Here is a 25,775-nt window from a genome sequence, read left to right as displayed (position 1 = left end):
CTTATGTAATAGAATAAAAAATAGAAGTAGTCGTATCCGAAATAGATAAAGCTGCAATAACATTACTTCCTCTTACTCCATATAATTTCAAAATAGTCGCTTGTCCAAATGCCCAAATAATTTCATTGACAGCTAGTGGAATAGCTTTGTAACAAACGTCTTTAAATAATGCTCTATCTACTTTAAAAATATCTTTAAACTTCGTATTAAAATCAAAACCTGTTGTATAGACAACATAATAAATAATACCAAATTCCAATAGTCGTGCAAAAACTGTTGCGATAGCCGCACCTTCTACTCCCATTGCCGAAAAACCAAAATTCCCAAAAATAAGAACATAGTTCAAACATGTATTCAAGACAACACCGCTTAAACTGGCAACAAGCGGTAAGCGTACTTGTCCAACTACTTTTAACGCTGTTCCATAATTGATTGTTAATAAATAGGGTACAAATCCTAAAATCATAATGCGAATATACGCTACGGCGAGGCGTTCAATTTCAATATCTTGTACAAAAAAATGCACAACTGTTTCAGGTATCAATAATAAAACAAGAAAAGATACGAACACTAATCCCGATGATAAAATAAGCGATGTTCTAAAGGCTTCTTTTTGCATTTCTTTATCTCGTGCACCATAAAACTGTGCAATAAACACACTAGACGCTGCCGCAATGCCAAATAAGGTAAACAGGACTATTCCTAAAATTCGGTTACTCATGGCAACTGCTGCAATAGCTAAATCTCCTAGTTGCCCAACCATTAAATTATCCACCATAGCCACCAATGTCGTGACCAAACCTTGAAACATCAACGGAATGACAATTTTAATATATTCTCTATAAAATTCTTTTGTCGTCATCTTTCCTCCAATATGCGTTTTTAGCAATTATGTGCTATGATGTATTGTATCATAGTTCAATATAGGAGGCTACTTATGAAAGTCAATTATGCAGATATTGTCATTAGTGCTGTATCTCAAAAACAATATCCAACAACACAATATCCTGAGGTTGCTTTGGCAGGACGTTCCAATGTTGGTAAATCATCTTTTATCAATAAATTAGTCAATCGTAAAAATTTAGCAAGAACATCTAGCAAACCAGGAAAAACACAAACACTTAACTTTTATGATATTGAACATTCTTTTTATTTTGTAGATGTTCCCGGATACGGTTATGCTCGTGTATCAAAAACCGAACGTGAAAAATGGGGACATATGTTAGAAGAATATTTCACACAACGAAACACATTAAAAAAAGTCTATTTACTCATGGATTTTAGACATGACCCAACAGCTGAAGATGTTCAAATGAAAGAATTTGTCGACTATTACAATATCCCTTTCCAAATTATTGCGACAAAAATTGATAAAGTTCCTCGTGGAAAATGGAACAAACACGAGTCCACTTTTAGAAAAAAATTACAGCTTTCTCATGATGATAAGATTATTTTATTTTCTGCTGAAACTGGCGAAGGAAAAGATGCTGCTTGGGAAAGTATTACACAAGCCATTCAAGAAGAACATCACGCCTAAATACGTTTCAGAATCTTTTAAGGTTTACACGCTATTTTATAGACATACAAAACAATATGCTTATTTTAGGAGGTAAACACATGAGTGAATATAACGAACAAACAGTAGAAGAACAAATAATAGAAAATGAAGAACAACCTATACTCGTTGAAAAACCACACAAAAAGACCGCTTCTCCTATTAAAATAGGGCTGATTTCTGGTATAGCTGGTAGTTTATTAGGGGCATCTCTTATCATGGGTGGATTATATATACAGCAAGCCACAACTCGTCCTACACAGCAACCAGCAAATGTTACATCTGTTACAAAAACCGTATCATCTCCAAAGGCAGAAACATCTATAACAAGTGCCATTGAAAAAGTACAAGGTGCTATTGTTTCTATCGCAAAATATCAGTCTAATACCGAAAATAATTTATTTGGTCTATCTGGTGCTTCAAATGGTTTACAAAAAGCCGGTGAAGGAAGTGGTGTTATTTATAAAGTATCTGGCGATACAGCTTATATTGTTACGAATAACCACGTTATTGAAAACGCACAAGAATTAGAAGTATTATTAAAAAACGGAAAAACGGTACAAGCTGAACTTGTTGGTACGGATAAACTAACAGATTTAGCTGTATTAAAAATTCAAAGTAGCGATGTGTCTACAACAGCTAGTTTTGCCAATTCTGATGAACTAAAAGTTGGAGAAACAGCCCTTGCGATTGGCTCTCCTCTAGGTTCTAAATTAGCATCTACTGTCACAAAAGGAATTATATCTGCTGTCAATCGTAGCGTAGATATTGATACAAATGGTGATAAACAACCTGACTGGACAATGGAAACCATTCAAACAGATGCAGCTATCAATCCGGGGAATTCTGGTGGTGCTTTAGTGGATGAAAATGGGAATGTCATCGGTATTAACTCCATGAAAATCTCCGACACATCCGTAGAAGGTATCGGGTTTGCCATTCCAAGTAATCAAGTTGTGAAAATTATTGAAGAACTTGAAAACAAAGGAAAAATTTCAAGACCTTATTTAGGTGTTGGTTTAGTTGATATGACTGATGTTTCTACAACACAACGCAAACGTTTATTATCATTACCAGAAAACGTAACAGAAGGTGTCGTAATTAGCCAAGTCCAAGAAAATTCTTCTGCTGATAATGCAGGTCTAAAACAATACGATGTCATCATAAAATGGAATGGCGAAGACATTAAAAATGCTGTATCACTTAGAAAACATTTATATAGTCACGCAATTGGCGAAAAAGTCACACTAGATGTTTACAGAAATGGAAAACTCGAAAAAGTCACTGTCACACTGACAACAAACCAAAACATGAATTAAACCTAAAATCCCACATGAATCGTTCGCATATCATGTGGGATTTAACGTTTTCATGATAAAAAAATGAAAATAAGTTGAAATTATAAGACGAACGTGGTAAAGTATGGGCGTAAGCATTCGATATGTATTTATTTATATGCAATGTTTTATTCATCCAAATAATATAAAATTGGTAAAATAGTTACAAAAACATTGTATAAAAATAGATACTTCATGACTTATATAGGCAAAAACAAAGGACAGCAAGATTTGGATGCTGTCCTTTGTTTTTTGCTCTATAATCAATCGTGTCGGTGGAAATAATCCACCAACACAATTTGACGAAGAGCCATTATATTCAAAAAGCCCAACATAATAGTCAGGCTTATCTTTTTTGTTCTAACATTATATTAAAAACTTTTTATTTAGTAACGACTGTTTGTGGTAACCAAATGCGAAAGACAGTTTCCGAGGGTGTTGAATAAACATCAATATGTCCTTGATGATGTAAAATGATACTTTCTACAATTGCTAGCCCTAAACCCGAACCACTAATTTGACTTGAACGTGATTGATCCCCTCGATAAAAACGAACAAAAAGTTTATTCATCACATCTGAGTCAATCATTTGTCCGTCATTTTTAACTTCTAAAATAACACCATTATTTTCTTGTCTTGCCGTGAGCTGTAATCGTTTAGCTTGACTATATTTTAATGCATTAGAAATGAGATTATCGTACACTCTTACCATTTGTTCTCCATTCATTTGAACGAGTAAATTGGGCGGTGTCACATCAATATCAATCGTCATATCTTTTTCCAATGCTTCTAATTCATTCTCCACAACAATTTGTGTCAAAAAATTTTTTATAGGAATATGTTGATATTGCCATTCTTCTTTGTAGTCTTGCATTTTTATATAATCAAATAAATTATCTGCCAAACGCTTCATTTGCAAAGATTTCATATAAGCAACATGCACGTATTGTTTCAATTCTTCTTCATCAATCTCATCCGATTCTTCAATCAAACTTAAATACCCAATAATAGATGTGAGAGGTGTTCTAATATCATGACTCACATTCGTTATGAGTTCATTTTTTGTTTGTTCAATATGTCGTTCTTCTTCCATTGCCGATACGGTACTATCGACGAGTTTATTGATACTAATTGCTACTTTTCTCATACGTCCCAATAAGTCTTCTGATATACGATGATGATAGTTACCCGAAGCAATATAATCTAACTCTTCTAAAATATGACTTAATTCATATTGTCTATATCGTCTACTCAATCGCCAGTATGTAAACCAAATAGCACCTAAAATCATAACCACTGTAAAAATCTGACGATATACCCCAATCATTTGATGTGTAATACCAAATACTTGTCGAAGATGTAACGCATAAAACGGTTCATTAGGTAGTGGAAATAATAATTTATTAAATAAAAATAAGCATCCAAAATAAATAAAAAGAATCGCTGTTAATGTGATTAAACCCTCTACAACTAAATGATTTAATTGCTTTTTATCAAGTGCCTTTAGTCGTTTCCATTTATGTTTAATTTTTTGATATTTTGTATCCAACACCCCAAACGGTTTCAACAATTTTTTCACCACCTGTTGCTTCCTCTAATTTATCCCTTAAATGACTAACGTGTACCATGACCGTTTTTGCAGAAACAATACTTTCTTGCTTCCACACTTTTTCAAAAATTTCTTCAGCACTAAACACTTTATTAGGATAACTTGCCAATAAGTGTAAAATACCAAATTCTAGTGCTGTTAATGGAATATTTTCTCCTGAAAATAACACTTCGTGAGATTCTTTTTTTATAATCAATGGCCCAACCTGTATATCATCTTCTTGCGTTGGTAATTGTGTATCATATCGACGTAACAATAATTTTACACGTGCCATAATTTCAAGAGGATGGAACGGTTTTGACACATAGTCATCAGCACCAAGATTGAAACCTTTAATTTTATCCATGTCGCTTCCTTTAGCACTCAATAATAATACAGGCACATGATTATTCGCTTCTCGAAGCGCTCTTAAAACAGAAATCCCATCTTTTTTAGGCATCATAATATCTAAAATAATCAATTTAATATCGGCATGTTCTTCAAGTTTTTTTAAAGCACTCATACCGTCATAAGCTTTTGACACTTGATAATTTTCTTTTCGCAAATAAATGGTTAATAAATCAACAATTTCTCTTTCATCATCTACAACTAAAATACGCATCGTGTCACTCCTTATTAAAAAACTACTTATATCATAACATGAAATAAGTAGTTTTTTATTTATCTTTATCTTTTTTTAAGGTTTATGTAATGCCATGATATTTGCCAAGGTAGCAAATTGTTCAATGCTTAATGCTTCGGCACGTACACTCGGTTCTATATTGGCTTGACTCAAACTCGTCATAAGCCATTCTTTAATCGTTTCCGTTTTACCAAATCTGTGCTGTAAATTATTCCACAATGTTTTACGACGTTGTACAAATGCTGATTTAATTAAATCAAAGAAAAATGCCTCATCAGTAACATTGACCAATGGTTGTTGTCGTCTTGTTAATTTAAGAATAGCCGAATCGACATTTGGTTGTGGAGAAAATACTGTTTTAGGAACAATGAACGCAATTTCAGACATCATATAATATTGAATAGCAATCGTTAATGAGCCATATGCTTTTGTTCCAACTTTAGCTGTCATACGTTCAGCCACTTCTTTTTGCATCATCATAACAAATGTATCAATTTGTAAATCAGCCTCTAAAAAACGCATAATAATCGGTGTTGTAATGTAATAAGGCAAATTAGCAACAACACTTAATTTTTTAGACATATTTAAATGCTCTATAACAGAGGTATTTAAATCGGCTTTTAAAATATCTTGATGTAAGACAGTCACATTATGATACTCACTTAATGTGTCTGATAAAATAGGAATGAGTCTATCATCTATTTCAAAAGCCAGTACATGATTGGCTACTCGTGCCAAACGTTCTGTTAACGCACCAATTCCTGGACCTACTTCAATGACATTTGTGTCCTCATCAATCTCTGCTACATCAACAATACGCGTTAAAATATTTGGTTCAATCAAAAAATTCTGACCTAAACTCTTTTTCATAAACAAACCATATTTTTTTAAAATATCGGCTGTTCTAGTCGGTGTCGCTATATCTTTCTTTTTATCCATTTTTGATATTCTCTTCCTCTACTATCTTCGTTAAAACATTTAATACATCTTCTTTTGATATACCAAACATATTCAATCTTTTTTCTAACTGTTTACCATTAACATGCCCAATCCCTAATTGCTTACTTAACGCTTGTCGTAAATAAGCCGATTGCTCACTCCCAATCAGTGAACATCTCATTAAAAAGGATTTTGTAATATTATCATGTGAAAAATCATCAACAATTACTTTCACGTCATGTAATGCTCTTTTTAAAGCCATCTCACTAGCATGCTCAACACCAAGACTACCTTTTCCTTTTGGCAACGCCTCTTGCACATGAAGAAAAGCATGTTTAACGTTTGGCACTCTTTGAGTGATGATTTTCCGAATTTTTTCACCCGGAAAATCGGGATCAGTTAATACAATGACCCCACGTAGCTGATGTGCCTTTTCAATTAACAATAATGTTTCTTCATCAATAGCGGAACCATTCGTTTCAATGGTATCTATTTTTCCAAAAACTTCGGTCAATCGTCTTGTATCATCTCTACCTTCAACAACAATTATCTCTTTCATCTTAATTTAAACAATTCCTTTGCATTTTTCATCGTTGCCTCTGCAATTTCTTGTATGCTACACTCTCGTAACTCAGCAATTTTTTCTGCCACAAAACGTACATAACTTGGTTCATTTCTTTTCCCACGAAATGGAACAGGTGCTAAATAGGGAGCATCTGTTTCAATCAACAATCTATCTAAAGGTACTTTTTTTGCAACGTCATGTAAATCAACCGCTTTTTTAAATGTCACAACACCACTTAGTGAAATATGCATTCCCAAATCTAAAAAACGGTACATATCCTCAACCGTCCCACTAAAACTGTGCATAATACCACCATAAAACATTTCGCTCTTCAAAATACGATACGTATCCTCCATTGCCTCTCTTGTATGAATACTAATCGGTAAACAATGTTCTCTAGATATAGCAATTTGGCGTCTAAATACTTTCTCTTGGACATCTTTTGGACTTGTCATCCAATGATAATCTAAGCCAATTTCTCCTAAAGCCACAACTTTTTTATCAATTAACTGTTGTTGCAGCTTTTCCTCAATGGCTTTTGTGTAAACACCCGCCTCTGTTGGATGCCAGCCAATAATGCTATATATATTATCATGTAAAGCACTCAATTCTAAAGATTTTTGAATAGTTGGCGTATCAAACCCAACAACAGCAAAGTGCGTAACGCCATTTTCGTTCGCTCTTTGCAGTGTTTCTTCTAAATCTAACTCAAATGCCTCTACATTCACATGTGTATGTGTATCAAAAAACATATTGTCACCTCATTTATTCTTGTCTTTCATTATACATAAATTATGTCTAAAACACTACCAATTTAAAATCCGTACATTTTTTATCACTTTTTTATTTTTGTATTGATTTTTTGTCATTTTTATTGTACACTTTATTCATAAGGTTAAAAAATAAATAAAAACACGAACATTAAACAGGAGAATTATTATTTTCTCGCTGTTTATTCGTTTTTTAAAATAAAAAAGGAGTTATTATGGAAAAATTTTTCAAATTATCGCAACATAACACGACGGTTGCAACAGAAATTATTGCAGGGTTTACAACATTTTTTGCTATGTCTTATATTTTATTCGTTAATCCAGCTATTTTATCATTAACAGGTATGCCCTCTCAAGCCGTCTTCTTATCAACAATTATTGCTTCAGCAATCAGTACGCTGATTATGGGACTTTTTGCCAACGTTCCTTACGCTTTAGCTCCTGGAATGGGATTAAATGCATTCTTCACATTTACGGTTGTCTTTAGTTTAGGCTTTTCTTGGCAGCAAGCATTAGCTATGGTCTTTTTATGTGGTATGTTTAATATTTTGATTACAGTGACAAAAATTCGTAAACTGATGATTAAATCTATTCCTGAAAGTTTACAACATGCTATCGGAGCAGGAATTGGGGTATTCGTTGCTTATATTGGTGTTAAAAATGCAAACTTTTTAGCCTTTTTATCAGACAGTGGCTCTATCTTGTCTGTCAACAACGCACCTTATCAAGCAACAGCAACAGTAAATGGGGTTCAATCTGTTGTATCCGGCGGTGGCATTGTTCCCGAATTAGTAAAATTCACCAATCCAACATCATTATTAGCCCTATTTGGTCTTATTTTTACAATTATTTTAATGGTAAAACAAGTACGTGGTGCTATTTTAGTAAGTATTATTACAACAACCATTATCGGTATTTTAACAGGTATTGTTACTGTTGGTCACATTGATTTTGCTGCAGGTATCGGTACAGCCTTTTCTGAATTAGGTACAACCTTTGGTGCGGCTTTTGGTTCAGAAGGATTGTTATCATTGTTCTCAGATACATCAAAATTACCAACTGTTCTACTAACCATTTTCGCCTTTAGTTTATCTGATGTCTTTGACACAATCGGTACATTTATCGGGACAGGTCGTCGTACTGGTATCTTCTCTGAAGAAGATGAACGTGCTTTAGAAAATAGTTCTGGTTTCAGTTCTAAAATGGATAAAGCTTTGTTCGCTGATGCCATTGGAACATCTATCGGTGCTGTTTTTGGTACATCAAATACAACGACTTATGTTGAATCTGCCGCAGGTATTGGTGCAGGGGGCCGTACAGGTTTGACAAGTGTTGTCACAGCATTATTATTTGTTGTATCCACACTTGCTGCTCCGCTTGTAAGTATCGTCCCAGCAGCTGCAACAGCACCCGCGTTAATTATCGTTGGTATTTTAATGATGTCCTCTTTTGCAGATATTAACTGGACAAACTTTGAAGAAGCCGTTCCCGCATTCTTCGCATCTGTTTTCATGGGATTTGCATATAGCATTTCTTATGGTATCGCAGCTGGGTTTATCTTCTATGTTATTGTGAAATGTGTCAGTGGTAAAATCAAAGAGATACACCCTATCGTTTGGTTATCTACCGCATTATTCATTGCCAACTTTATCATTTTAGCTTTAATTGCTTAAAAAAGAGAACCGACCTCATGAGGTTGGTTCTCTTTTTTATGTATTTGATTGACACCACTAGGTTTTATCTACTAAAATACAAACATATCGTTATCATATCAAAGGAGCAATTATGGACGAACTTTTCAATGCGAAAAACTTTATCAACGCCAAACATAAAAATTGTAATATCAATTACGACCGCATTTTACAAAATATGGTAAAGTCATGGCAAGAACATGGTTTTAGACCTAAAATCATGATACATAGTTGTTGTGCACCATGTAGTACAGTTGTGTTAGAGTATTTAGCCGATGTGGCAGATGTCACTATTTATTTTTCAAATTCCAATATTCATCCTAAATCAGAATATGACTACCGTAAACAAGTGCAAGAAGATTTTATTATCCAATTCAACCAAAGAACCAATCATACCGTTCAATTTTTAGCGGATGAATATAATCCAAAACGTTTTTTAGAAATGGCAAAAGGTATGGAAGATGAAGTAGAAGGTGGCAAAAGATGTCATGCCTGCTATGACATGCGCTTAAGCCGTGCTGCTGAAAAAGCAAAAGAATTAGATTTTGACTATTTCGCAAGTGCTTTAACATTATCACCACATAAAAATAGCCAAATCATCAATGACGTTGGCTTTAATATTGAAACATTTTTAACCGTTCATTATTTACCATCTGATTTCAAAAAAAATAATGGTTATCGCCGTTCTGTTGACATGTGTAAAGAATATGACATTTATCGTCAATGTTATTGCGGTTGTGTCTTTGCTGCTAAACAACAAGGTGTTGATTTAAAAGCAGTAAATCAACACGCAAGAGAACAACTTGAAAAACATAGACAAAACATTCCTTTTTATTTTATTAAACAAAATGATAATGATTAGCTCTGATTTGGCTTTTTATGCAAACAAACAGGAACGATCCCCAGTCGTTCCTGTTTGTTATTCTTTACCTTCTTTGACAATAGCTGATAAAACTGGATAACCTGCATCTTTTAAAACAGTAGATACTTTATCTGCATTTTGACTTGCTAAGTGTAAGACAACTTGCACTTTTTCTCCACCGTGATAAACAGCAATTTGGTTAATATTAACATTTTCTTGACGTAGTAAAGCTAATACTTTTTCAAACTCACCCACTCTATCATCTAACGCAATCGTCAAACGTGTGCCTTTTTTATAATATCCTAATAAATCAACAAAGGCTTCTAACACATCAGAATGTGTGATAATACCTACTAAAGCATCATTTTCAACAACTGGTAAGACACTAATTTGATGCTGACGCATTGTTTCAGCTGCTTCTTCTAATAAAGCATCTGGATGAATGGTAATCACATGTTTTTCCATAATATCTTGAACAGTTGTTTTTGTTAACAAATAGTTGATTTCATGCATACTTAAACTTGTTGCCGTTGACGGTGTACTTTTCGCAATCAATTTTTCTGTTAATAGACCCACTACATGTTTGCCTTGCACAATGGGCAAACGTGTCACATTATGCTTTTTCATTAAATCTAGTGCCTCTAAAATACGTACATCTCCAGTAGCTGTCACAACTTTATCGGTCATATAGGTTCTAACATCCATTTTTATTAACCTCCTAAATACGCTTTTTGTACTTCTTCACTTGCCAATAATTCTTGCCCTGTACCTGATAATACCACTTTTCCACTTTCAAGTACATAGCCTCTATCAGAAATGGATAAAGCGACATTTGCATTTTGTTCAATCAATAAGACAGTTGTACCTAAGCGCTGAATATCTTGAATAATATTGAAAATTTCACGAATGAAAATAGGAGCAAGCCCCATTGACGGTTCATCTAATAACAACAATTTTGGACGAGTCATTAACGCACGTCCCATGGCTAGCATTTGTTGTTCACCACCTGATAAGGTTGATGCATCTTGATTTTTACGTTGCTCTAAAATTGGAAAACGCTCAAAAACCATTTTTAAATCTTTTTGAATACCGTCTTTATCTTTTCTTAAAAAGGCACCTAAATCCAAATTCTCTTGAACACTCATTCCTTTAAAGACATGACGTCCCTCTGGCACATGAGCAATACCCTTTTCAACAATTTTTTTAGCAGAAATCGTATGAATTGGTTCATTTAAATATGTAATTTGTCCACTAGAAGCACGTTCTAACCCTGAAATAGTACGTAAAGTGGTCGATTTTCCTGCACCATTCGCTCCGATTAAACTGACAATCTCACCTTCATTCACTTCAAAAGACACATTATTTATCGCTTGAATCATTCCGTAATGGACGCTTAAATTTTCTACTTTTAACATACTATTCACCTCCTAAATACGCACGAATAACATCAGGATTTTTTTTGATTTCCTCTGGCGTTCCATGCGCAATTAAACGCCCATATTCTAAAACATAAATACGCTGACAAATCGACATTACTAAAGACATATCGTGTTCAATTAAAACAACCGTAATATTAAAATCTCTTTGAATTTGATAAATCAACTCTGTCAACTCTGCCGTTTCTTGAGGATTCATTCCCGCAGCAGGTTCATCTAAAAACAAAATTCTCGGGTTTGTTGCTAAAGCACGTACAATCTCTAGTCGACGTTGCTCCCCATAAGATAAATTTTTAGCAACGACGTTGCTTTTTTCATCTAAATGAAAAATACTCAATAAAGACAGTGCTTTTTCTTGCATATCGGTTTCATTTTTATAAAATTTAGGTGTTCTAAAAAAGCTATCAAATAACCCTACACCTTTTTTACTATGCATAGCTATTTCAACATTTTCTAATACAGTCAAATCACTAAACAAGCGAATGTTTTGGAATGTTCTTGTTAATCCCAAATCACTGATTTCATAAGGCTTTTTACCATTTAATAGTACCACACCTTTATCTGTTTTTAACGTGATTGTTCCTTCTGTTGGTACATATACACCCGTTAATAAATTGAATAAAGTTGTTTTACCTGCTCCATTTGGACCGATTAAGCCAATCAATTCATTTTGCTCAAATGTCATATCAACTAATGATACAGCAGATAAACCACCAAAATTTTTTGTTAATTGTTTTACTTCTAACAAACTCATTTTTGACTAGCTCCTTTCTGACGATTTAAAAACGGAGAAATCATCAATTCTCTACGTCCTAGTAGACCACTCGGTCTAAAAATCATCACTAAAATAAGGGCAATCGCATAAATAATCGTACGCCATTCTCCTACTGGTTGTAATAGCGTATTTAATATACCTAATGAAATAGCCGCAATAATAGACCCTGTAACACTACCGATACCACCAAATACAACAATAATTAACACATCAATTGATTTTTGGAATGTAAAATCTTTTGGTGCAACAACACCTAAATAACTTGCATATAAAGTACCAGCAACACTTGCTGTCATAGCACCTATAACAAAAGCTGTAACTTTATATTTAAGTGAGTGAACGCCCATTGCTTCAGCAGCAATTTCATTTTCACGAATAGCCAATGTCGCACGCCCTGCACTACTACGAATATAATTTAAAACAAGAACAGTTGTTATAATGACAAACACATAAACAATAGACCATGTTGCTGTATCTGGAATACCGCTGATACCAATAGCACCATTCGTAATATTATCTGATGTTAAAATAATAATACGTATAATTTCTGATGCACCAAGTGTAGCAATAGCTAAATAATCTCCTGTTAAACGAAGTGTTGGAATACCGATTATAACGGCAACACCACCTGCAAGTATAGCCCCAACGAGCATACCTAAAAGCAATCCTAAAATACCGTCTACTTGCATCATTAAAATAGCACCTGCATAAGCACCAATCGCCATAAATCCTGCATGCCCTAAAGAAAACTGTCCTGCGATACCAATCACTAAATTTAATCCTACAGCTAAAATAATATTGATAAAAATCGTTACCAATGTTCGTTCATATACTTGTGTAATAATACCTTGTGCAATGAGAAAATCAATTAAAAGGGCAACTAGCACAATCAAAGCAATCCAAATAATATGTAATTTTAAATGTTTCTTCATGCGCATTCACCTACACTTTCTCTTTTACATTTTTACCAAGTAAACCTGCCGGTCTAACAATTAAAATCACAACTAAAATAGCATATACAAAAGCATCTTTATATAATGAGAAGCCTAAAGCATTCACAATAGTTTCTAAAAGACCAATTAAATAGCCACCTAACATCGCTCCTGGCACACTACCAATACCACCTAAAACAGCAGCAATAAATGCTTTTAATCCTGGCGTAACACCCATTAAAGGTGTCATTGCTCCATAGTAGACACCTACCAACACACCTGCTGCTCCAGCTAATGCTGACCCTAATAAGAATGTAAATGTAATCACATTATCTACATTTATTCCCATCAACTGTGCTGCTTCTTCGTCTGTACTAACTGCACGCATCGCCTTCCCCATTTTTGTACGTTGAATAACCAATGTCAATACAACCATTAAGGAAATCGTAATTAGAAAAATAAGTACTTGTTTCAATGTAATATCTACACCAAATAATTGAAATGATTGTTTTCCTAATACATCTGGAAACACTTTTGTTTCTGCTCCAACTTGTACAATCATGATATTCTCAATAAAGTAAGATACTCCTATGGCTGTAATTAATGCTGCAATTTTAGCTGATTTACGTAATGGTTTATACGCAATCCTTTCAATAACAGCACCAATAATTGCACATGCTAACATGGATAAAATTAGAGCACTGAAAAAATCAAGTTTTAAAATAGAAATTAATGCAAAACCAATATACGCTCCTAACATTAAAATATCGCCATGTGCAAAATTGATTAAACGAATGATACCATATACCATGGTATATCCTAATGCAACGAGCGCATAAATACTACCTAACGAAATAGCATTTACTAATTGTTCCATAAAATCCTCCTCTTATAGTATTTTCTTCATATCTTTATGCATAATACCTGCATCATCATATTCATCACTATCAATGACATAACCTAATTTTTCATAAAATGGAATGGCATGTACTTGTGCACCAAGTGTTAATGTACGAAAGCCTAATATTTTTGCATAACGTTCTACTTCAAGCATTAGCTTTTCTCCTAGATGTGCACCTCTTGCCGTTTTAACAACCGCAACACGTTGAACTTTTGCCAATACATCCGTTTTTGGAAGTAAACGTGCCGTTGCAACTGGTTGGTCATCTTTATACAAAACAACGTAGTGACAAAGCGATTCATATTCATCAATCTCTAATTCTTCGGGTACTTGTTGTTCTTTAATAAACACATCTTGTCGAATGATTAAACCATGTTGGTATATCAGGCTATTTATATCTTGTGTCCAATAAAACATACTATCTCCTCCAATAATCAAGCATAGGATAGTATCTAGCGATACTATCCTATACACCTTTACATTATTTAGGTTCTACAACTGTATAACCTTTCTCTTGACCGTTTTCTAATTCAATGACATACGTTGATTTTACTGTATTGTGTTTATCATCAATACTAAATTTACCAGTAACACCTTCATAGTCTTTTGTTTGACCTAATGCTTCTGTTACTTTGGCACGATCTGTTGAACCTGCTTTTTCAATAGCTTTTAATAAAACACCTGCTGCATCATACGCTAACGCTGCAAACGCATCTGCTTCTTTACCATATTTTTCTTTATATGCTTTTAAGAATTTTTGAACTTTTTCGTCTGTTGATAATGTTGTGAAATGGTTTGTATAGTATACTTTATTAACATTTTCTTTTCCTGCTAATTCTGTTAATTTACTACTTGCAAATCCATCTCCACCTAAGATTGTCGCTGTAATACCCATTTCACGAGCTTGTTTAATAATTAAACCAGCTTCTTCATAATATCCAGCAATAACTAAAGTATCTAATCCTGTATCTTTTATTTTTGTTAAAACAGCGTTAAAGTCTGTTTCTTTTGAGGCAAAACTTTCTGTTGCAACTACTTCTCCTGTGTATGCAGATTGGAATGATTCTGACAAACCTTTTGCATAGTCAGAAGATGAGTCTTTTAATAAGACAACTTTTTTAGAGTTTAATGTGTCATTTGCAAATTGTGCCAATGCTTTTCCTTGGAATGAATCACTATAAGCAACACGATAAACGTAATCTAATACTTTTCCTGAGTGATCTACTGTTACATTATCTCCTGTTGCTGCCGGTAATACAACTGGTGTTTTTGCTTTTGTAATAACTGGCGTTTGTGCATTCGCATCTCCAGTTGTTGCAGGTCCTACAATTCCTACAACTTGTTCTTCCGTCGCTAATTTTGTTGCGACACTTGCAGATTCTGTTGAATCTGATTTATTGTCTAATTTAACGACTTCAATTTTTTTACCTAAAACACCACCACTTGCATTTGTTTCTTCAACAGCTAAGTTCATTGCATCTAACATTGGTGTCCCATAAGCTGCTACTGCTCCAGATAATTCAAAGTTGGCACCTAATTTAACTGTTTCTGTATTTGCTGTATTTGTTGTTGCTTTATTTGAAGCTGTCGAACACGCACCTAATGCTAATGTTGCAACAGTTAACATGCTTAATAATTTCTTATTCATAAATTTCTCCTTTAATAAAAATAGTTATTATAGGTAGAGATTATAGAATATTCTGACAATTCTGTCAATACTTTTTGTTAAAAAAGAACAAGTTTTTCTCATATTCTTTTCATCTGGTTGATTTATACATTTAAATCATATATAGTAAACATAAATTTGTTTGATTATAAGGGAGTTTTTCAGACTATGCATCATTTTAAAATCGGATTAAGAACACTTAAAACGGCTATTTCAGTAGCACTTTGTGTCATTATTTGTTGGCTTGTCAAAAGAGATAACCCTGTTCTTGCTTGTCTTGCAGCAGTATATTGTTTACGTACAGATCCAACATCTAGCCTACATTTTAGCAAACACCGTCTATTTGGTACTTTTGTGGGCGTTATCGTTTCGATGCTTTCTATTGTTATCCAACAAATATTTATACGTTCCGTATTCGTTGATGCTTTTGTTGCTTTTTCAGGAGCTATTTTAGTCATTGTTATTTGTAATCTAGCAAAACACCCCGAAGGTATTATTACAGCCATGTCTACATTCTTAATCATTTGTTTTAACACACCTTATACAGAAAGTATTGGTTATGCGATGTTTCGATTATTAGACGTCACAATGGGGGCAACCGTCGCTGTTGTGATTGACTGGCTACTTCCTTCAAAAAAAGTATATACCTCTCATACAAAATGATATATAAACAAATTTGTCACTAACATTTTCCAATATTAGTGACAAATTTTTATTATTTAAAACATTGGCTTTATACGCCTTTTCTCTTTTACGTTTATATAAAAATTGTGTTGGTAGATTTTTCTACCAACACAATTTATTATAGAGATTTTTCACTCTTTACAATACTTTATTTAAAAAATCTTTTGTACGATTATGTTGAGGATTACCAAATACTTCTTCTGGCGTTCCCTCTTCAACAATATAGCCACCATCCATAAATATTACTCTATCCGACACTTCACGTGCAAATCCCATTTCATGTGTCACAATAATCATCGTCATACCATCTTTGGCTAATTGTTTCATCGCTTCTAGAACATCTCCAACCATTTCTGGATCAAGTGCTGATGTCGGTTCATCAAACAATAAAATTTCTGGTTTCATCGCTAAAGCTCGAGCAATGGCAACACGTTGTTTTTGTCCGCCTGATAACGATTTTGGATATACATTTGCTTTGTCTGCTAGTCCAACCATATCTAGTAATTTAATAGCTTCTTTTTCTGCCGTTTCTTTATCCTCTTTTTTCAACTCAACTGGTGCCATAGTAATATTTTCCATAACAGTTAAATGTGGAAATAAATTAAAATGTTGGAACACCATACCAATATTTTCACGAACTTTATTGATATTTACTTTAGGGTCAACTAAATCTTGATTATTCACAATAACATGTCCATCTGTAATATCTTCTAATTTATTTAAACAACGTAAAAATGTACTTTTTCCAGAACCAGATGGACCAATGATACATACAACTTCCCCTTCAGTAACCGTCATATTTACATCTTTTAATACTTCTAATTTCCCATAATTCTTTTTTAAATTTTGAACAGAAATTTTTACTAAATCACTTCTTTTTGTCATCATTTTTAACATCCTCCGGTAAGTTTTTACTAGAAATCTAGTATCACTGTTTCTATTATACTTGATTTATCGGATAACTCAAAAAGAACATCTCTTTACATGTTATAAAATATAACACGCAAATCGCTACTCAGTGATTTGCGTGTTTAAGTTTAATATTTTTACAATGAGTGACGTCGCTTTTTCCATACTTTCTAATGTAATAAATTCATAACGTCCATGGAAATTTTCACCACCAACAAATAGATTTGGTGTTGGTAATCCTAAATAAGAAATTTTTGAACCGTCTGTTCCACCTCTAAATGGTTCAATAATCGGTTCAATGCCTAAGTCTAACATTGCTTGTTTTGCTAACTCAACAATCGACATATCTTTTTCAATAATGTCTTTCATGTTGTAATATTGATCAAAAACTTCTATGAACACACGTTCTTGGTCATAAGACGCATTGACTTCTTTCACAATATCAATGATGTTTTGTTTACGTTGCTCAAACAATTCTTTATCATGATCTCGAATGATATACACCATTTCTGCTTCGTCAATCGTCCCTGTCATATTGTGCAGTAAATAAAATCCCTCATAGCCACTTGTTTTCTCAGGCACTTCTTTTTGTGGTAATTTGCCATCAATCTCCATTGCTACTTTCATAGCATTTACCATTCTATCTTTTGCTGTTCCAGGATGTACACTAGTTCCTTTAATGCGAATAGTTGCTTGTGCCGCATTAAACGTTTCATATTCCATACGCCCAACTGTGCCACTATCCATTGTGTAAGCAAAGTCTGCATGGAATTGCTCCACATCAAATAAGTCGGCCCCTCTACCAATTTCTTCATCAGGACCAAAAGCAATGCGCACATCCCCATGTTGAATATGTGGATTTTTTTGTAAAAATTCGATTGCTGATAAAATTTCAACGATACCTGCTTTATCATCTGCACCAAGAAGTGTATCCCCACTTGTCGTAATCAATGTTTCACCAATATAATTTTTTAAGTTTGGAAATTCTTCCACAGATAAAATATATTGACCTTCTTCATCTAATACAATATCTGAACCTGTATAATGTTCATGAATACGTGGTTGCACATTTTCTGAATTAAAATCCGCTGTATCCACATGGGCAATAAACCCAATCGTTTTAGCATGAGGAACATTCCCTTTATAAGTAGCTGTTAAAAAACCATTTTTTTCATTATAAAAAATATCGTCTAAACCCATATCTTCTAAATCTTTTTTTAATAGCATTAAAAAATCAACTTGCACTTGTGTTGTTGGGACACTTGTACTTTTCGCATCTGAACGTGTGTTTATACGACAATAGCGAATAAAACGCTCTAGTAAATTAGGATACATTTCAATCACCTCTTATTTATTTTAACATTTTCATTTTTTTAAACACATGCCATAAAACAAAACAGAACCCAATAGAAATTAAAATCGTGATGAGCCAACTAAGTGATGAATCTGCTAGAGGTAATGTTTTTGTATTCATACCATAAAACCCAAAAACAATTTCTGGTACGGTTAGTAAAACCGTCCAAATCGTCAATGCTTTCATTGTTGTATTCATATTATTGTCGATAATGGTTGAATAAGATTGTTTTTCTTTTTCTACTAAAATAATATTAATTTCAGACACTTCAATCGCCTGCATAATCTCAACAAGAACATCCTCTAATTTTTCAGATTCTCTATCTGAAAATTGAACAGGACCATAGCCCCATCGACGACGCAATGTGTTTAAAGCAATTTTATTTGCTTTTAAAGAGGTTGATAAATACACAAGTCCTTTTTCGACATTTAGCAAGCGGTAGATTTCACTATTACTTGCATTTTTTCTAAATGATTTTTCAATATTGTCCCATTCTTTATGTAAAATACGTAATTTTTCATGGTATAGAAGTGAAAAATTATACACAACCGAAAAAATCATATGGTATAAACTGTCGTATTCCACTAACTCAAACGAACGTTTTAACAAATGATTGATTTGTGAATAATCTTTATCTTCATTCATGAACGTATACACTTTATTGTCTTTCATAATAAAAATAAGTGGTCTTGTTGTATAGCTTTTAGAATCAGAATCAAAAAATGGCACGTCAAAACTTAACAGTCGAGCATGGTTTTCATCGTCTTCCTCCACACGAGCACTTTCATCAATATCGGTTGCATACTCTAAAAACTCATTCGATAAATCGTCCTGCTCGTTTAAAATTTGCTTATCTTCAATAGATAAACTTTTTATGTTAATCCATTCAACTGTTTCTGCTTTTGTCTCCAATAATGTTCTAGTAATCACATGATTCACTCCTACATAGCTCGTTTTTCATAAATATATTTTGGTTCATCTAATCTATCATCATAATCGATAATAAAATCATAGCCATCAAAGAACCATTCATCTCCAGATTCAATAAAATATGGAATATCATTTAAAATAGTGACAGCATAAGGCCTACTTGGTTCATTTACTTCAAGTGCCAAAGAAAAACTTTCATGTATTGGACTACATCCATATACTTGTCCAAAAAAACGAACGCCTCTCCCTTTTGAAATGCCCATTTCACGTTCATACCACTGTTGAGCTTTTGGTTTTACAATAATATTCATCACTATTTTACCAATCCTTTCTTAAACGCATAAATGGTTGCTTGTGTTCTATCTTCTACTTCCAATTTTGATAAAACATTAGACACATGTGTTTTTACCGTTTTTAATGTAATAAATAATTTCTCTGCAATCTCTTGATTTGAATAACCTTGAGCAATCAACAATAACACTTCGTTTTCTCTTAATGTTAAATCTTCATGTAATTCTTTTTCATGCGATGCTTGTTGTTGAATTTTTTCAATAATTTGTTTTCCTAAAACTTGTTCACCGGCATATACTTTGTAAATCGCATCAGAAATATCTTGTGCCATTGATGTTTTCAATAAATAGCCTCTAGCTCCTGATTTTAAAGCTGGAAATACTTTTTCATCATCCAAAAAACTTGTAACGATAATAATTTTAGCTTCTGGCCACTGTGATAAAATACACTGAGTAGCTTCAATGCCATCCATTTCTTCCATCACCAAATCCATTAAAATCACGTCCGGTTTTAGTGCCAATGCTTTTTCTACGCCCTCTTTTCCATTACTTGCTTGACCAATAACGGAAATATCCTCCTGTATAGACAAATATGCCGACACACCTAATCGAACCATTTCATGATCGTCTACTAATAATACGCTAATCATCGAAACACCCCTCATCTTATAAAATTTATCATACACTGATTACTCTGTTTTATCAATTATATTTTTATATCAATAACCGTTCCTTGATTTTTCACACTTACAATTTTAACCGTTCCACCCAAGCCTGCAATACGCTCTTTAATATTCGATAAACCATAGCTACTCATTTTCAATGTATTCGTATCAAACCCCACACCATTATCAACAACACGCAAATGTGTATGCTGTTTGTTTTCGTATAAATACACTTCCAAAGTTGTTGCTTTGGCATGTCTTAATACATTCGATAATAATTCTTGAACAATACGAAACAGGTGATCCTCGACTAAAGTAGACACGTGAACAGATTGAATATCTGAAACAATAGTAATATTCATTTTTGAATCTAATTCTTCTAATAAATACATAACTCCTTGTGAAAGTGACTTATCTCCTAATTTCACTGGCCGTAGATGTAATAAAAGTGCACGCATTTCTTTTTGTGCCTCATTTATGGTATATTCAATCATATTTAATTGATTTTTCAAAGCATCTGATTGATCCTTTGTTAATTGGTTAACAGCAGATAGCATCATCATCGCTGCAAATAGTTGCTGACTTACTGAATCGTGTAATTCTCTTGCAATACGATGTCTTTCTTCTTCTAATATTGTTGAACGTTCTTCTTCACTAATAGATGTATGTGTATCTGTCCAAATTTTCATATTTTCAGATAACATTTGCATTTTATGTGCCAATGTATTTATTTGTTCATCTAGCACATTCGAATACGTCGCAATCATCCCTCTTTTTTGATGACTTTCTGAAAAAATAGCGTGGTGATAGTTGCCTACCACTAGCCAATGTAATTTTTGAACCAATCCTCTTTGACTATATTTTAAGCCATAGTATAAAAAACTTGCTAAAATCATGCTCAAGAAAAGTAAAATACCACCTAAATAAATATAAAAAGGTACTTTATACACACGATATGTCAATAGCTCTAAAAAACGAACATATTGTTTTAAAGCAAAAATGGTTAATGCACATGTTAATGTCATAATACTTAAAATAATGAGGAAAATATTTAACCATCGGAACTGTTTCATCATACACGAATCACCTCAAGATTTCCTAAATAAACAGTTGTCACAATTTTAACTGTTCTTAAAGCAGAGGTATAATTTTCAGAATACACCGTTAATTGCTCATTTGTTAAATAATACTCTTCATTCTCAAACAATACATTTCCTTTTAAGGTACTATGATTCAAAACAACCCCTATCTCAACAGGAACAACAATACAAACATCACCCGCTCCTTTATGAATGACAATAATATTTGCATTATTTTCTAATAAATAGGTGTTACCCAAATCAATCATCGTATCTCCAAACCATGTCACTAAATGTATATCATCCCATTCATACGTTTGTGTTAAACGATTTTCGTTTGTCCACCAATTTCGTTTTTGAACACGTCCATATTTTTGAGTGTCTTTATCTTTTACGTGCAATACCATTTTTCTATCGAATTGATGAAATCTTGTCACAATAATATCAACAATGCCTTTCCACACAAAAAAGGAAATAGCCACAATGAGTATTAAAATAGCAAAAAATATCGGATTCGATAAAAAAAACACAAAAAACAATGCTAATGAAACACCTAGTGTCAATTTGCCAATAATGTATTTAAAAAAAGCAATACCTAAACCTGTTGTAATTAAAATCAATGTCACTGTCAGAATATCGACTGTTTTTACAATCGTAAATAGGAGCATCACACTCAAAACGATAACTACAAATAATAGAATACCTGCTATGATTAAAGATTGTTTTGCTGTTTTGTGCTTCATATTATGTTTCACACTCCATCAATTTTTAAATTTCACAATCGTCGCACCATTTCCACCTTGGTTAATCGGCGCAAATTCAAAACTTAAAACGCCTCTATGCTGTTTCAAATGTTTTGTCACGCCTTCTCGAATGGCCCCTGTTCCTCTACCATGAATAATTGTCACTTGTGGATATCCAGATAATATTGCTGCGTCTAAATATCTGTCTAATTCAACAAGTGCATTGTCATAACGTTGTCCTCTCAAATCAAGTTGACTCGTTACTTTAGTTGCACGCCCACCTTTCAAGGTTGGAATATATTTTTTCTGTTTTGGATTTTCTGAATCAATCAAGCGAATATCATGAACAGGTACTTTCATTTTAAGCATACCCATTTGAACGACCCATTCTGTTTCATTAACTTTTTGGTTCAAGATACCTCTTTGTCCATAAGACATTACTTCTACAGAATCGCCAACTTTCAAGTTTTTTTGTCGTTTTGCTTTTTGTAAAACTTTATTTTTCTTCAAACTCTCTTCATGTTTCAGTTGTGATAAAGCCGTTTTCTTAGCAATAAATTCATGTTCTTTAATAACCGCTTTCCCTTGTTCGAGTTGCATACGACGAATATCTGAAATGATACTTTCTGCTTCTTGAGATGCTGATTCAACAATCGCATTTGCTTCTTTTTTCGCACGTTCTTCTAAAGTATCTTTTTCTTCTTCGAATTGACGTTTTTGTTCTTCTACTTCTGCTAGCATTGCTTTTGCTTGTTTCAAGTCTTTTTCAACTTGCTCTTTTTCTTTAGCAATATCTTGTCGCATCGTTTCTAAAGCACTAATCATTTCATTTAAGGATTGTGTTTCTTCATCAATCAATTCTCGTGCTTCTTGTATAATATGTTCATTTAGCCCTAGACGTTTTGAAATATCAAATGCATTACTACGTCCCGGAATACCTAATAAAAATTTATATGTTGGTGCTAATGTTTCCGTATCAAATTCCATACTAGCATTGATGGTCCCCGAACGATTGTATCCATACATTTTCAACTCTGGATAATGTGTTGTTGCAATAACATAAGAACCAACTGTACCAATATGATCCAATATAGCAATGGCTAAACTTGCCCCTTCTTGAGGGTCTGTCCCCGCACCTAATTCATCAAATAGTACCAAACTTTTATGAGTAATTCCTTGTAAAATAGAAATAATATTTGTCATATGAGATGAAAATGTACTCAAACTTTGTTCGATAGACTGCTCATCACCAATATCTGCAAAAACATTTTCAAAAACAGCAATTTGACTACCTTCATCAACTGGAATGTGTAATCCAGATTGTGCCATTACTTGTAATAACCCTACCGTTTTTAACAAAATTGTTTTACCGCCCGTATTTGGTCCAGTAATCACAATACATTGATACTCGCCACCAAGTAAAACATCATTTTTCACCACCAACTTTGCATCAATTAATGGATGTCTTGCCCCATACAATGCAACTTCATTTTCATCACTAACATCTACATTCATAGCACGAAGTTGTTTCGCATATAAGGCTTTTGCGTTAATAAAATCTAATTCTGCTAAAATTTGATGATTGATATAAATATCCGAAATATGTGGGACTAATAAAGAAACAATTTCCCATAAAATTCTTTCAATTTCTTGTCTTTCTTCCACTTGTAGAGCATGTCTTTTATTATTTAAATCTTGTACTTGTGTTGGCTCAATAAACACTGTTTGCCCCGATGCACTTTGATCTTGAACCGACCCACCAAATGTATGTTTAAATTCTTGTTTTACGGGTAAAACATACCGGTCGTTACGTATAGTAATAACAGCATCTGTTAATTGGCTTTGTTTTTGTCTTAAAATATTTTCAAGAGCTTCCTTCACTTGTTGTTCTGCTCGTTTTTGTGATGTACGAATACGTCTTAGTTCTGGGCTTGCAGTATCCAATACTTCTCCGTCATCTGAAACAGCTTCTTTAATACGAGAAACAACATGAGGTAAGACTACTAATTCTTTTGCTAAATGATGCACTCTTTTTAAAACGATGTCTGCTTCTTCTACTTGAACAAAAAATCGTTCGACTTCTTTTGCTGTTGTTAAAACACGTCCAATGTCTGCTATTTCTTTGGCATTTAATGTAGCACCTATTTCCAATCGTTTCACATGTGGCGTAATATCTTTTAAGATTGGAGAAGGAATACCTCCTTTTAAGCGCAATAATAACACAGCATCATCAGTATCTTCTAAATGTTTCATAACTTGCTCTCTATTTGAAAAGGGGTGTAGAGCAAATACTTTTTGTTTCCCTAATTCACTTGATGTAAAACTAGCTAATTGTTGTAATACTTTATCAAATTCTAGCTTTTTTAATGTTTTTGTATCCATTTTATCTATCTCACCTACTTTTACAATAAAAAAATATCAAGAGTATTTTATCATAAATCCTATATTTACTCAAAAAGGAGGTTATAAAAACCTCCTTCCTATACATACGCTAACCACGTTTTCATAATAATATCTGAAATGATTGGTGTGTGTTGTACAATAAATGTCGCAAATGATGTTCCACTAAAGACATCTTGAATGCTTTGAATCGGCACAACAGATAATAAAGTAAACAGAAAATATAAACCTATCCAGTTACATACAAAACCTAGAATAGCACCGCCTAAAGTATTCAATTGTTTAATCACAATAATTCGACTTAATTTATTTAAAGTAGCAGCAACAATACGTGTAATAACCCACCCTATAAATAAAATAACAACATAAGCTAGTGCATTATAAAATGTTTTGTCAAATTGAACATTTTTCAATAAATTATATAATGAAAATGCACTTGCTGTAGTATCTGAAGGGTATGGTACAATCATTTCTAATGTTTTCGACAAACTACTATAAAATGTACTTGCAATGAGCAATGTGACAACATATCCTGCCATATGAACAGCTTGTAAAATAAGTCCACGTCTTGCTCCTGAATAAACACCAATTGCCAATACTAGTAAAATTACAATATTTACCATATCATTCCTCATTTCTTTCTAATTGCTGGAACATAGTCATCATCAGAAAAAAGTGACTGTTCCACTAACATATGCTCTTTTTTTTCAACAGATACATTCACATCTTGGTCGAATGTGTGTACCCCTCTGATAAGCAGCTGTTCTGGATCTTCTAATGTTTTAATTTTTGATTCTAATTGAGCAATTTTTCGTTGTAAACGAATAATCTCTTGTTCTTGAGATAATTGCTTCGATACAGTATTCAGTGCTAATAAAACAGCACAATCCACTTTAGATAATTTAGGGGATTTTTGTTTTAATAAGGTTAGCTGTTCATCTACAAGCTGTGTGGCTACTTTTAAATGCTCATCAGATTTATTTCCAACAATAATGTATGTTTCACCATTTATCACAGCTTTATAACGTCTTTTGCCTGTGTCCATTTTTTCGCCACCTTCC

Annotated in this window: 28 protein-coding genes; 5 read left to right on the top strand and 23 right to left on the bottom strand. The window is 33.3% G+C overall.

The features are described from left to right. Position 1: 1 nt before the first annotated feature. Entirely contained in the window at positions 2-862 is an 861-nt protein-coding gene (locus GMA11_RS01720; RefSeq protein ID WP_163545483.1) for an MATE family efflux transporter, read from the bottom strand. Positions 863-937: 75 nt separating this feature from the next. Between GMA11_RS01720 and yihA the strand changes: the two genes are divergently transcribed. Both yihA and GMA11_RS01710 read left to right on the top strand, forming a co-directional pair. Beyond that, positions 938-1,537, top strand: a complete 600-nt coding sequence (gene yihA / locus GMA11_RS01715) for a ribosome biogenesis GTP-binding protein YihA/YsxC (protein WP_163545482.1) — start codon at positions 938-940, stop codon at positions 1,535-1,537. Positions 1,538-1,617: 80 nt separating this feature from the next. Then, positions 1,618-2,874: a S1C family serine protease gene (locus GMA11_RS01710; protein ID WP_163545481.1), complete on the top strand. Its 1,257-nt coding sequence runs from the start codon at positions 1,618-1,620 to the stop codon at positions 2,872-2,874. Between the two features lie 400 nt (positions 2,875-3,274). Here GMA11_RS01710 and GMA11_RS09490 read toward each other — a convergent pair whose 3' ends face one another. The 5 genes from GMA11_RS09490 to GMA11_RS01685 form a co-directional block, all read right to left on the bottom strand. Continuing rightward, a complete protein-coding gene (locus GMA11_RS09490) occupies positions 3,275-4,474 on the bottom strand; it encodes a HAMP domain-containing sensor histidine kinase (protein ID WP_163545480.1) in 1,200 nt (399 codons plus the stop codon). Further along, on the bottom strand, positions 4,416-5,102 hold the full coding sequence (locus tag GMA11_RS01700; RefSeq protein ID WP_163545479.1) for a response regulator transcription factor: 687 nt from the start codon (positions 5,100-5,102) through the stop codon (positions 4,416-4,418). The genes GMA11_RS09490 and GMA11_RS01700 overlap by 59 nt, the downstream gene beginning before the upstream one ends. Positions 5,103-5,177: 75 nt before the next feature. Beyond that, the gene (rsmA, locus tag GMA11_RS01695) at positions 5,178-6,062 is read right to left on the bottom strand and encodes a 16S rRNA (adenine(1518)-N(6)/adenine(1519)-N(6))-dimethyltransferase RsmA (protein ID WP_163545478.1); all 885 of its coding nucleotides are present in this window, start codon (positions 6,060-6,062) and stop codon (positions 5,178-5,180) included. Beyond that, positions 6,055-6,621, bottom strand: a complete 567-nt coding sequence (rnmV, locus tag GMA11_RS01690) for a ribonuclease M5 (protein WP_163545477.1) — start codon at positions 6,619-6,621, stop codon at positions 6,055-6,057. The genes rsmA and rnmV overlap by 8 nt, the downstream gene beginning before the upstream one ends. Next, positions 6,618-7,379: a TatD family hydrolase gene (locus GMA11_RS01685; RefSeq protein WP_163545476.1), complete on the bottom strand. Its 762-nt coding sequence runs from the start codon at positions 7,377-7,379 to the stop codon at positions 6,618-6,620. The genes rnmV and GMA11_RS01685 overlap by 4 nt, the downstream gene beginning before the upstream one ends. Before the next feature lie 233 nt (positions 7,380-7,612). Here GMA11_RS01685 and GMA11_RS01680 point away from each other — a divergent pair, with 233 nt between their 5' ends. Together GMA11_RS01680 and GMA11_RS01675 are read left to right on the top strand one after the other, a co-directional pair. Further along, positions 7,613-9,070: an NCS2 family permease gene (locus GMA11_RS01680; RefSeq protein WP_163545475.1), complete on the top strand. Its 1,458-nt coding sequence runs from the start codon at positions 7,613-7,615 to the stop codon at positions 9,068-9,070. Positions 9,071-9,182: 112 nt separating this feature from the next. Then, a complete protein-coding gene (locus GMA11_RS01675; protein WP_163545474.1) occupies positions 9,183-9,950 on the top strand; it encodes an epoxyqueuosine reductase QueH in 768 nt (255 codons plus the stop codon). Between the two features lie 57 nt (positions 9,951-10,007). Here GMA11_RS01675 and GMA11_RS01670 read toward each other — a convergent pair whose 3' ends face one another. From GMA11_RS01670 to GMA11_RS01640, 7 genes are all read right to left on the bottom strand, one after another. Further along, positions 10,008-10,655, bottom strand: a complete 648-nt coding sequence (locus GMA11_RS01670) for a CBS and ACT domain-containing protein (RefSeq protein ID WP_163545473.1) — start codon at positions 10,653-10,655, stop codon at positions 10,008-10,010. Positions 10,656-10,660: 5 nt separating this feature from the next. Continuing rightward, entirely contained in the window at positions 10,661-11,365 is a 705-nt protein-coding gene (locus GMA11_RS01665; RefSeq protein ID WP_163545472.1) for an ABC transporter ATP-binding protein, read from the bottom strand. 1 nt (position 11,366) lies between these two features. Beyond that, complete coding sequence (locus tag GMA11_RS01660; protein WP_163545471.1) at positions 11,367-12,140, bottom strand: ABC transporter ATP-binding protein; 774 nt, start codon at positions 12,138-12,140, stop codon at positions 11,367-11,369. After that, positions 12,137-13,093, bottom strand: coding sequence for a branched-chain amino acid ABC transporter permease (locus tag GMA11_RS01655; protein ID WP_163545470.1), 957 nt, complete (start codon positions 13,091-13,093; stop codon positions 12,137-12,139). The genes GMA11_RS01660 and GMA11_RS01655 overlap by 4 nt, the downstream gene beginning before the upstream one ends. A 10-nt stretch (positions 13,094-13,103) precedes the next feature. Continuing rightward, positions 13,104-13,970 (bottom strand): branched-chain amino acid ABC transporter permease, encoded by an 867-nt coding sequence (locus tag GMA11_RS01650; protein ID WP_163545469.1) that lies wholly within the window; start codon positions 13,968-13,970, stop codon positions 13,104-13,106. 12 nt (positions 13,971-13,982) lie between these two features. Further along, positions 13,983-14,411: a GNAT family N-acetyltransferase gene (locus tag GMA11_RS01645; RefSeq protein ID WP_163545468.1), complete on the bottom strand. Its 429-nt coding sequence runs from the start codon at positions 14,409-14,411 to the stop codon at positions 13,983-13,985. A 64-nt stretch (positions 14,412-14,475) separates the two neighbouring features. Next, a complete protein-coding gene (locus GMA11_RS01640; RefSeq protein WP_205422853.1) occupies positions 14,476-15,642 on the bottom strand; it encodes an ABC transporter substrate-binding protein in 1,167 nt (388 codons plus the stop codon). Positions 15,643-15,828: 186 nt separating this feature from the next. Here GMA11_RS01640 and GMA11_RS01635 point away from each other — a divergent pair, with 186 nt between their 5' ends. Continuing rightward, positions 15,829-16,323: an aromatic acid exporter family protein gene (locus GMA11_RS01635; RefSeq protein WP_163545467.1), complete on the top strand. Its 495-nt coding sequence runs from the start codon at positions 15,829-15,831 to the stop codon at positions 16,321-16,323. A 159-nt stretch (positions 16,324-16,482) separates the two neighbouring features. Here the strand turns inward: GMA11_RS01635 and GMA11_RS01630 are convergent, their stop codons facing one another. The 10 genes from GMA11_RS01630 to GMA11_RS01585 form a co-directional block, all read right to left on the bottom strand. Then, the gene (locus tag GMA11_RS01630; protein WP_163545525.1) at positions 16,483-17,229 is read right to left on the bottom strand and encodes an amino acid ABC transporter ATP-binding protein; all 747 of its coding nucleotides are present in this window, start codon (positions 17,227-17,229) and stop codon (positions 16,483-16,485) included. A 126-nt stretch (positions 17,230-17,355) separates the two neighbouring features. Further along, complete coding sequence (gene pepT / locus GMA11_RS01625; RefSeq protein WP_163545466.1) at positions 17,356-18,588, bottom strand: peptidase T; 1,233 nt, start codon at positions 18,586-18,588, stop codon at positions 17,356-17,358. A 16-nt stretch (positions 18,589-18,604) separates the two neighbouring features. Next, on the bottom strand, positions 18,605-19,537 hold the full coding sequence (locus GMA11_RS01620) for a magnesium transporter CorA family protein (RefSeq protein ID WP_163545465.1): 933 nt from the start codon (positions 19,535-19,537) through the stop codon (positions 18,605-18,607). An 11-nt stretch (positions 19,538-19,548) separates the two neighbouring features. Beyond that, a complete protein-coding gene (locus tag GMA11_RS01615) occupies positions 19,549-19,848 on the bottom strand; it encodes a HesB/YadR/YfhF family protein (RefSeq protein ID WP_163545464.1) in 300 nt (99 codons plus the stop codon). A 2-nt stretch (positions 19,849-19,850) separates the two neighbouring features. Next, positions 19,851-20,477 carry a response regulator transcription factor gene (locus GMA11_RS01610; RefSeq protein WP_163545463.1) on the bottom strand — a complete coding sequence of 209 codons (627 nt, stop codon included), beginning with the start codon at positions 20,475-20,477 and terminating at the stop codon, positions 19,851-19,853. A 56-nt stretch (positions 20,478-20,533) separates the two neighbouring features. Further along, positions 20,534-21,568 carry a sensor histidine kinase gene (locus tag GMA11_RS01605; protein WP_163545462.1) on the bottom strand — a complete coding sequence of 345 codons (1,035 nt, stop codon included), beginning with the start codon at positions 21,566-21,568 and terminating at the stop codon, positions 20,534-20,536. After that, positions 21,565-22,314 (bottom strand): cell wall-active antibiotics response protein LiaF, encoded by a 750-nt coding sequence (gene liaF / locus GMA11_RS01600; RefSeq protein ID WP_163545461.1) that lies wholly within the window; start codon positions 22,312-22,314, stop codon positions 21,565-21,567. The genes GMA11_RS01605 and liaF overlap by 4 nt, the downstream gene beginning before the upstream one ends. A gap of 18 nt (positions 22,315-22,332) precedes the next feature. Further along, the gene (locus tag GMA11_RS01595) at positions 22,333-24,696 is read right to left on the bottom strand and encodes an endonuclease MutS2 (protein ID WP_163545460.1); all 2,364 of its coding nucleotides are present in this window, start codon (positions 24,694-24,696) and stop codon (positions 22,333-22,335) included. A gap of 98 nt (positions 24,697-24,794) precedes the next feature. Beyond that, complete coding sequence (locus GMA11_RS01590) at positions 24,795-25,337, bottom strand: CvpA family protein (RefSeq protein ID WP_163545459.1); 543 nt, start codon at positions 25,335-25,337, stop codon at positions 24,795-24,797. Positions 25,338-25,345: 8 nt separating this feature from the next. Beyond that, positions 25,346-25,759 carry a cell division protein ZapA gene (locus GMA11_RS01585; protein ID WP_163545458.1) on the bottom strand — a complete coding sequence of 138 codons (414 nt, stop codon included), beginning with the start codon at positions 25,757-25,759 and terminating at the stop codon, positions 25,346-25,348. Between the last annotated feature and the right edge of the window lie 16 nt (positions 25,760-25,775).

Origin of the sequence: Granulicatella sp. zg-ZJ, from assembly GCF_010892355.1 — a bacterium.
In the GTDB taxonomy this organism is placed as follows: domain Bacteria; phylum Bacillota; class Bacilli; order Lactobacillales; family Aerococcaceae; genus WM01.
This window is presented reverse-complemented; position numbering and strand designations above follow the sequence as displayed.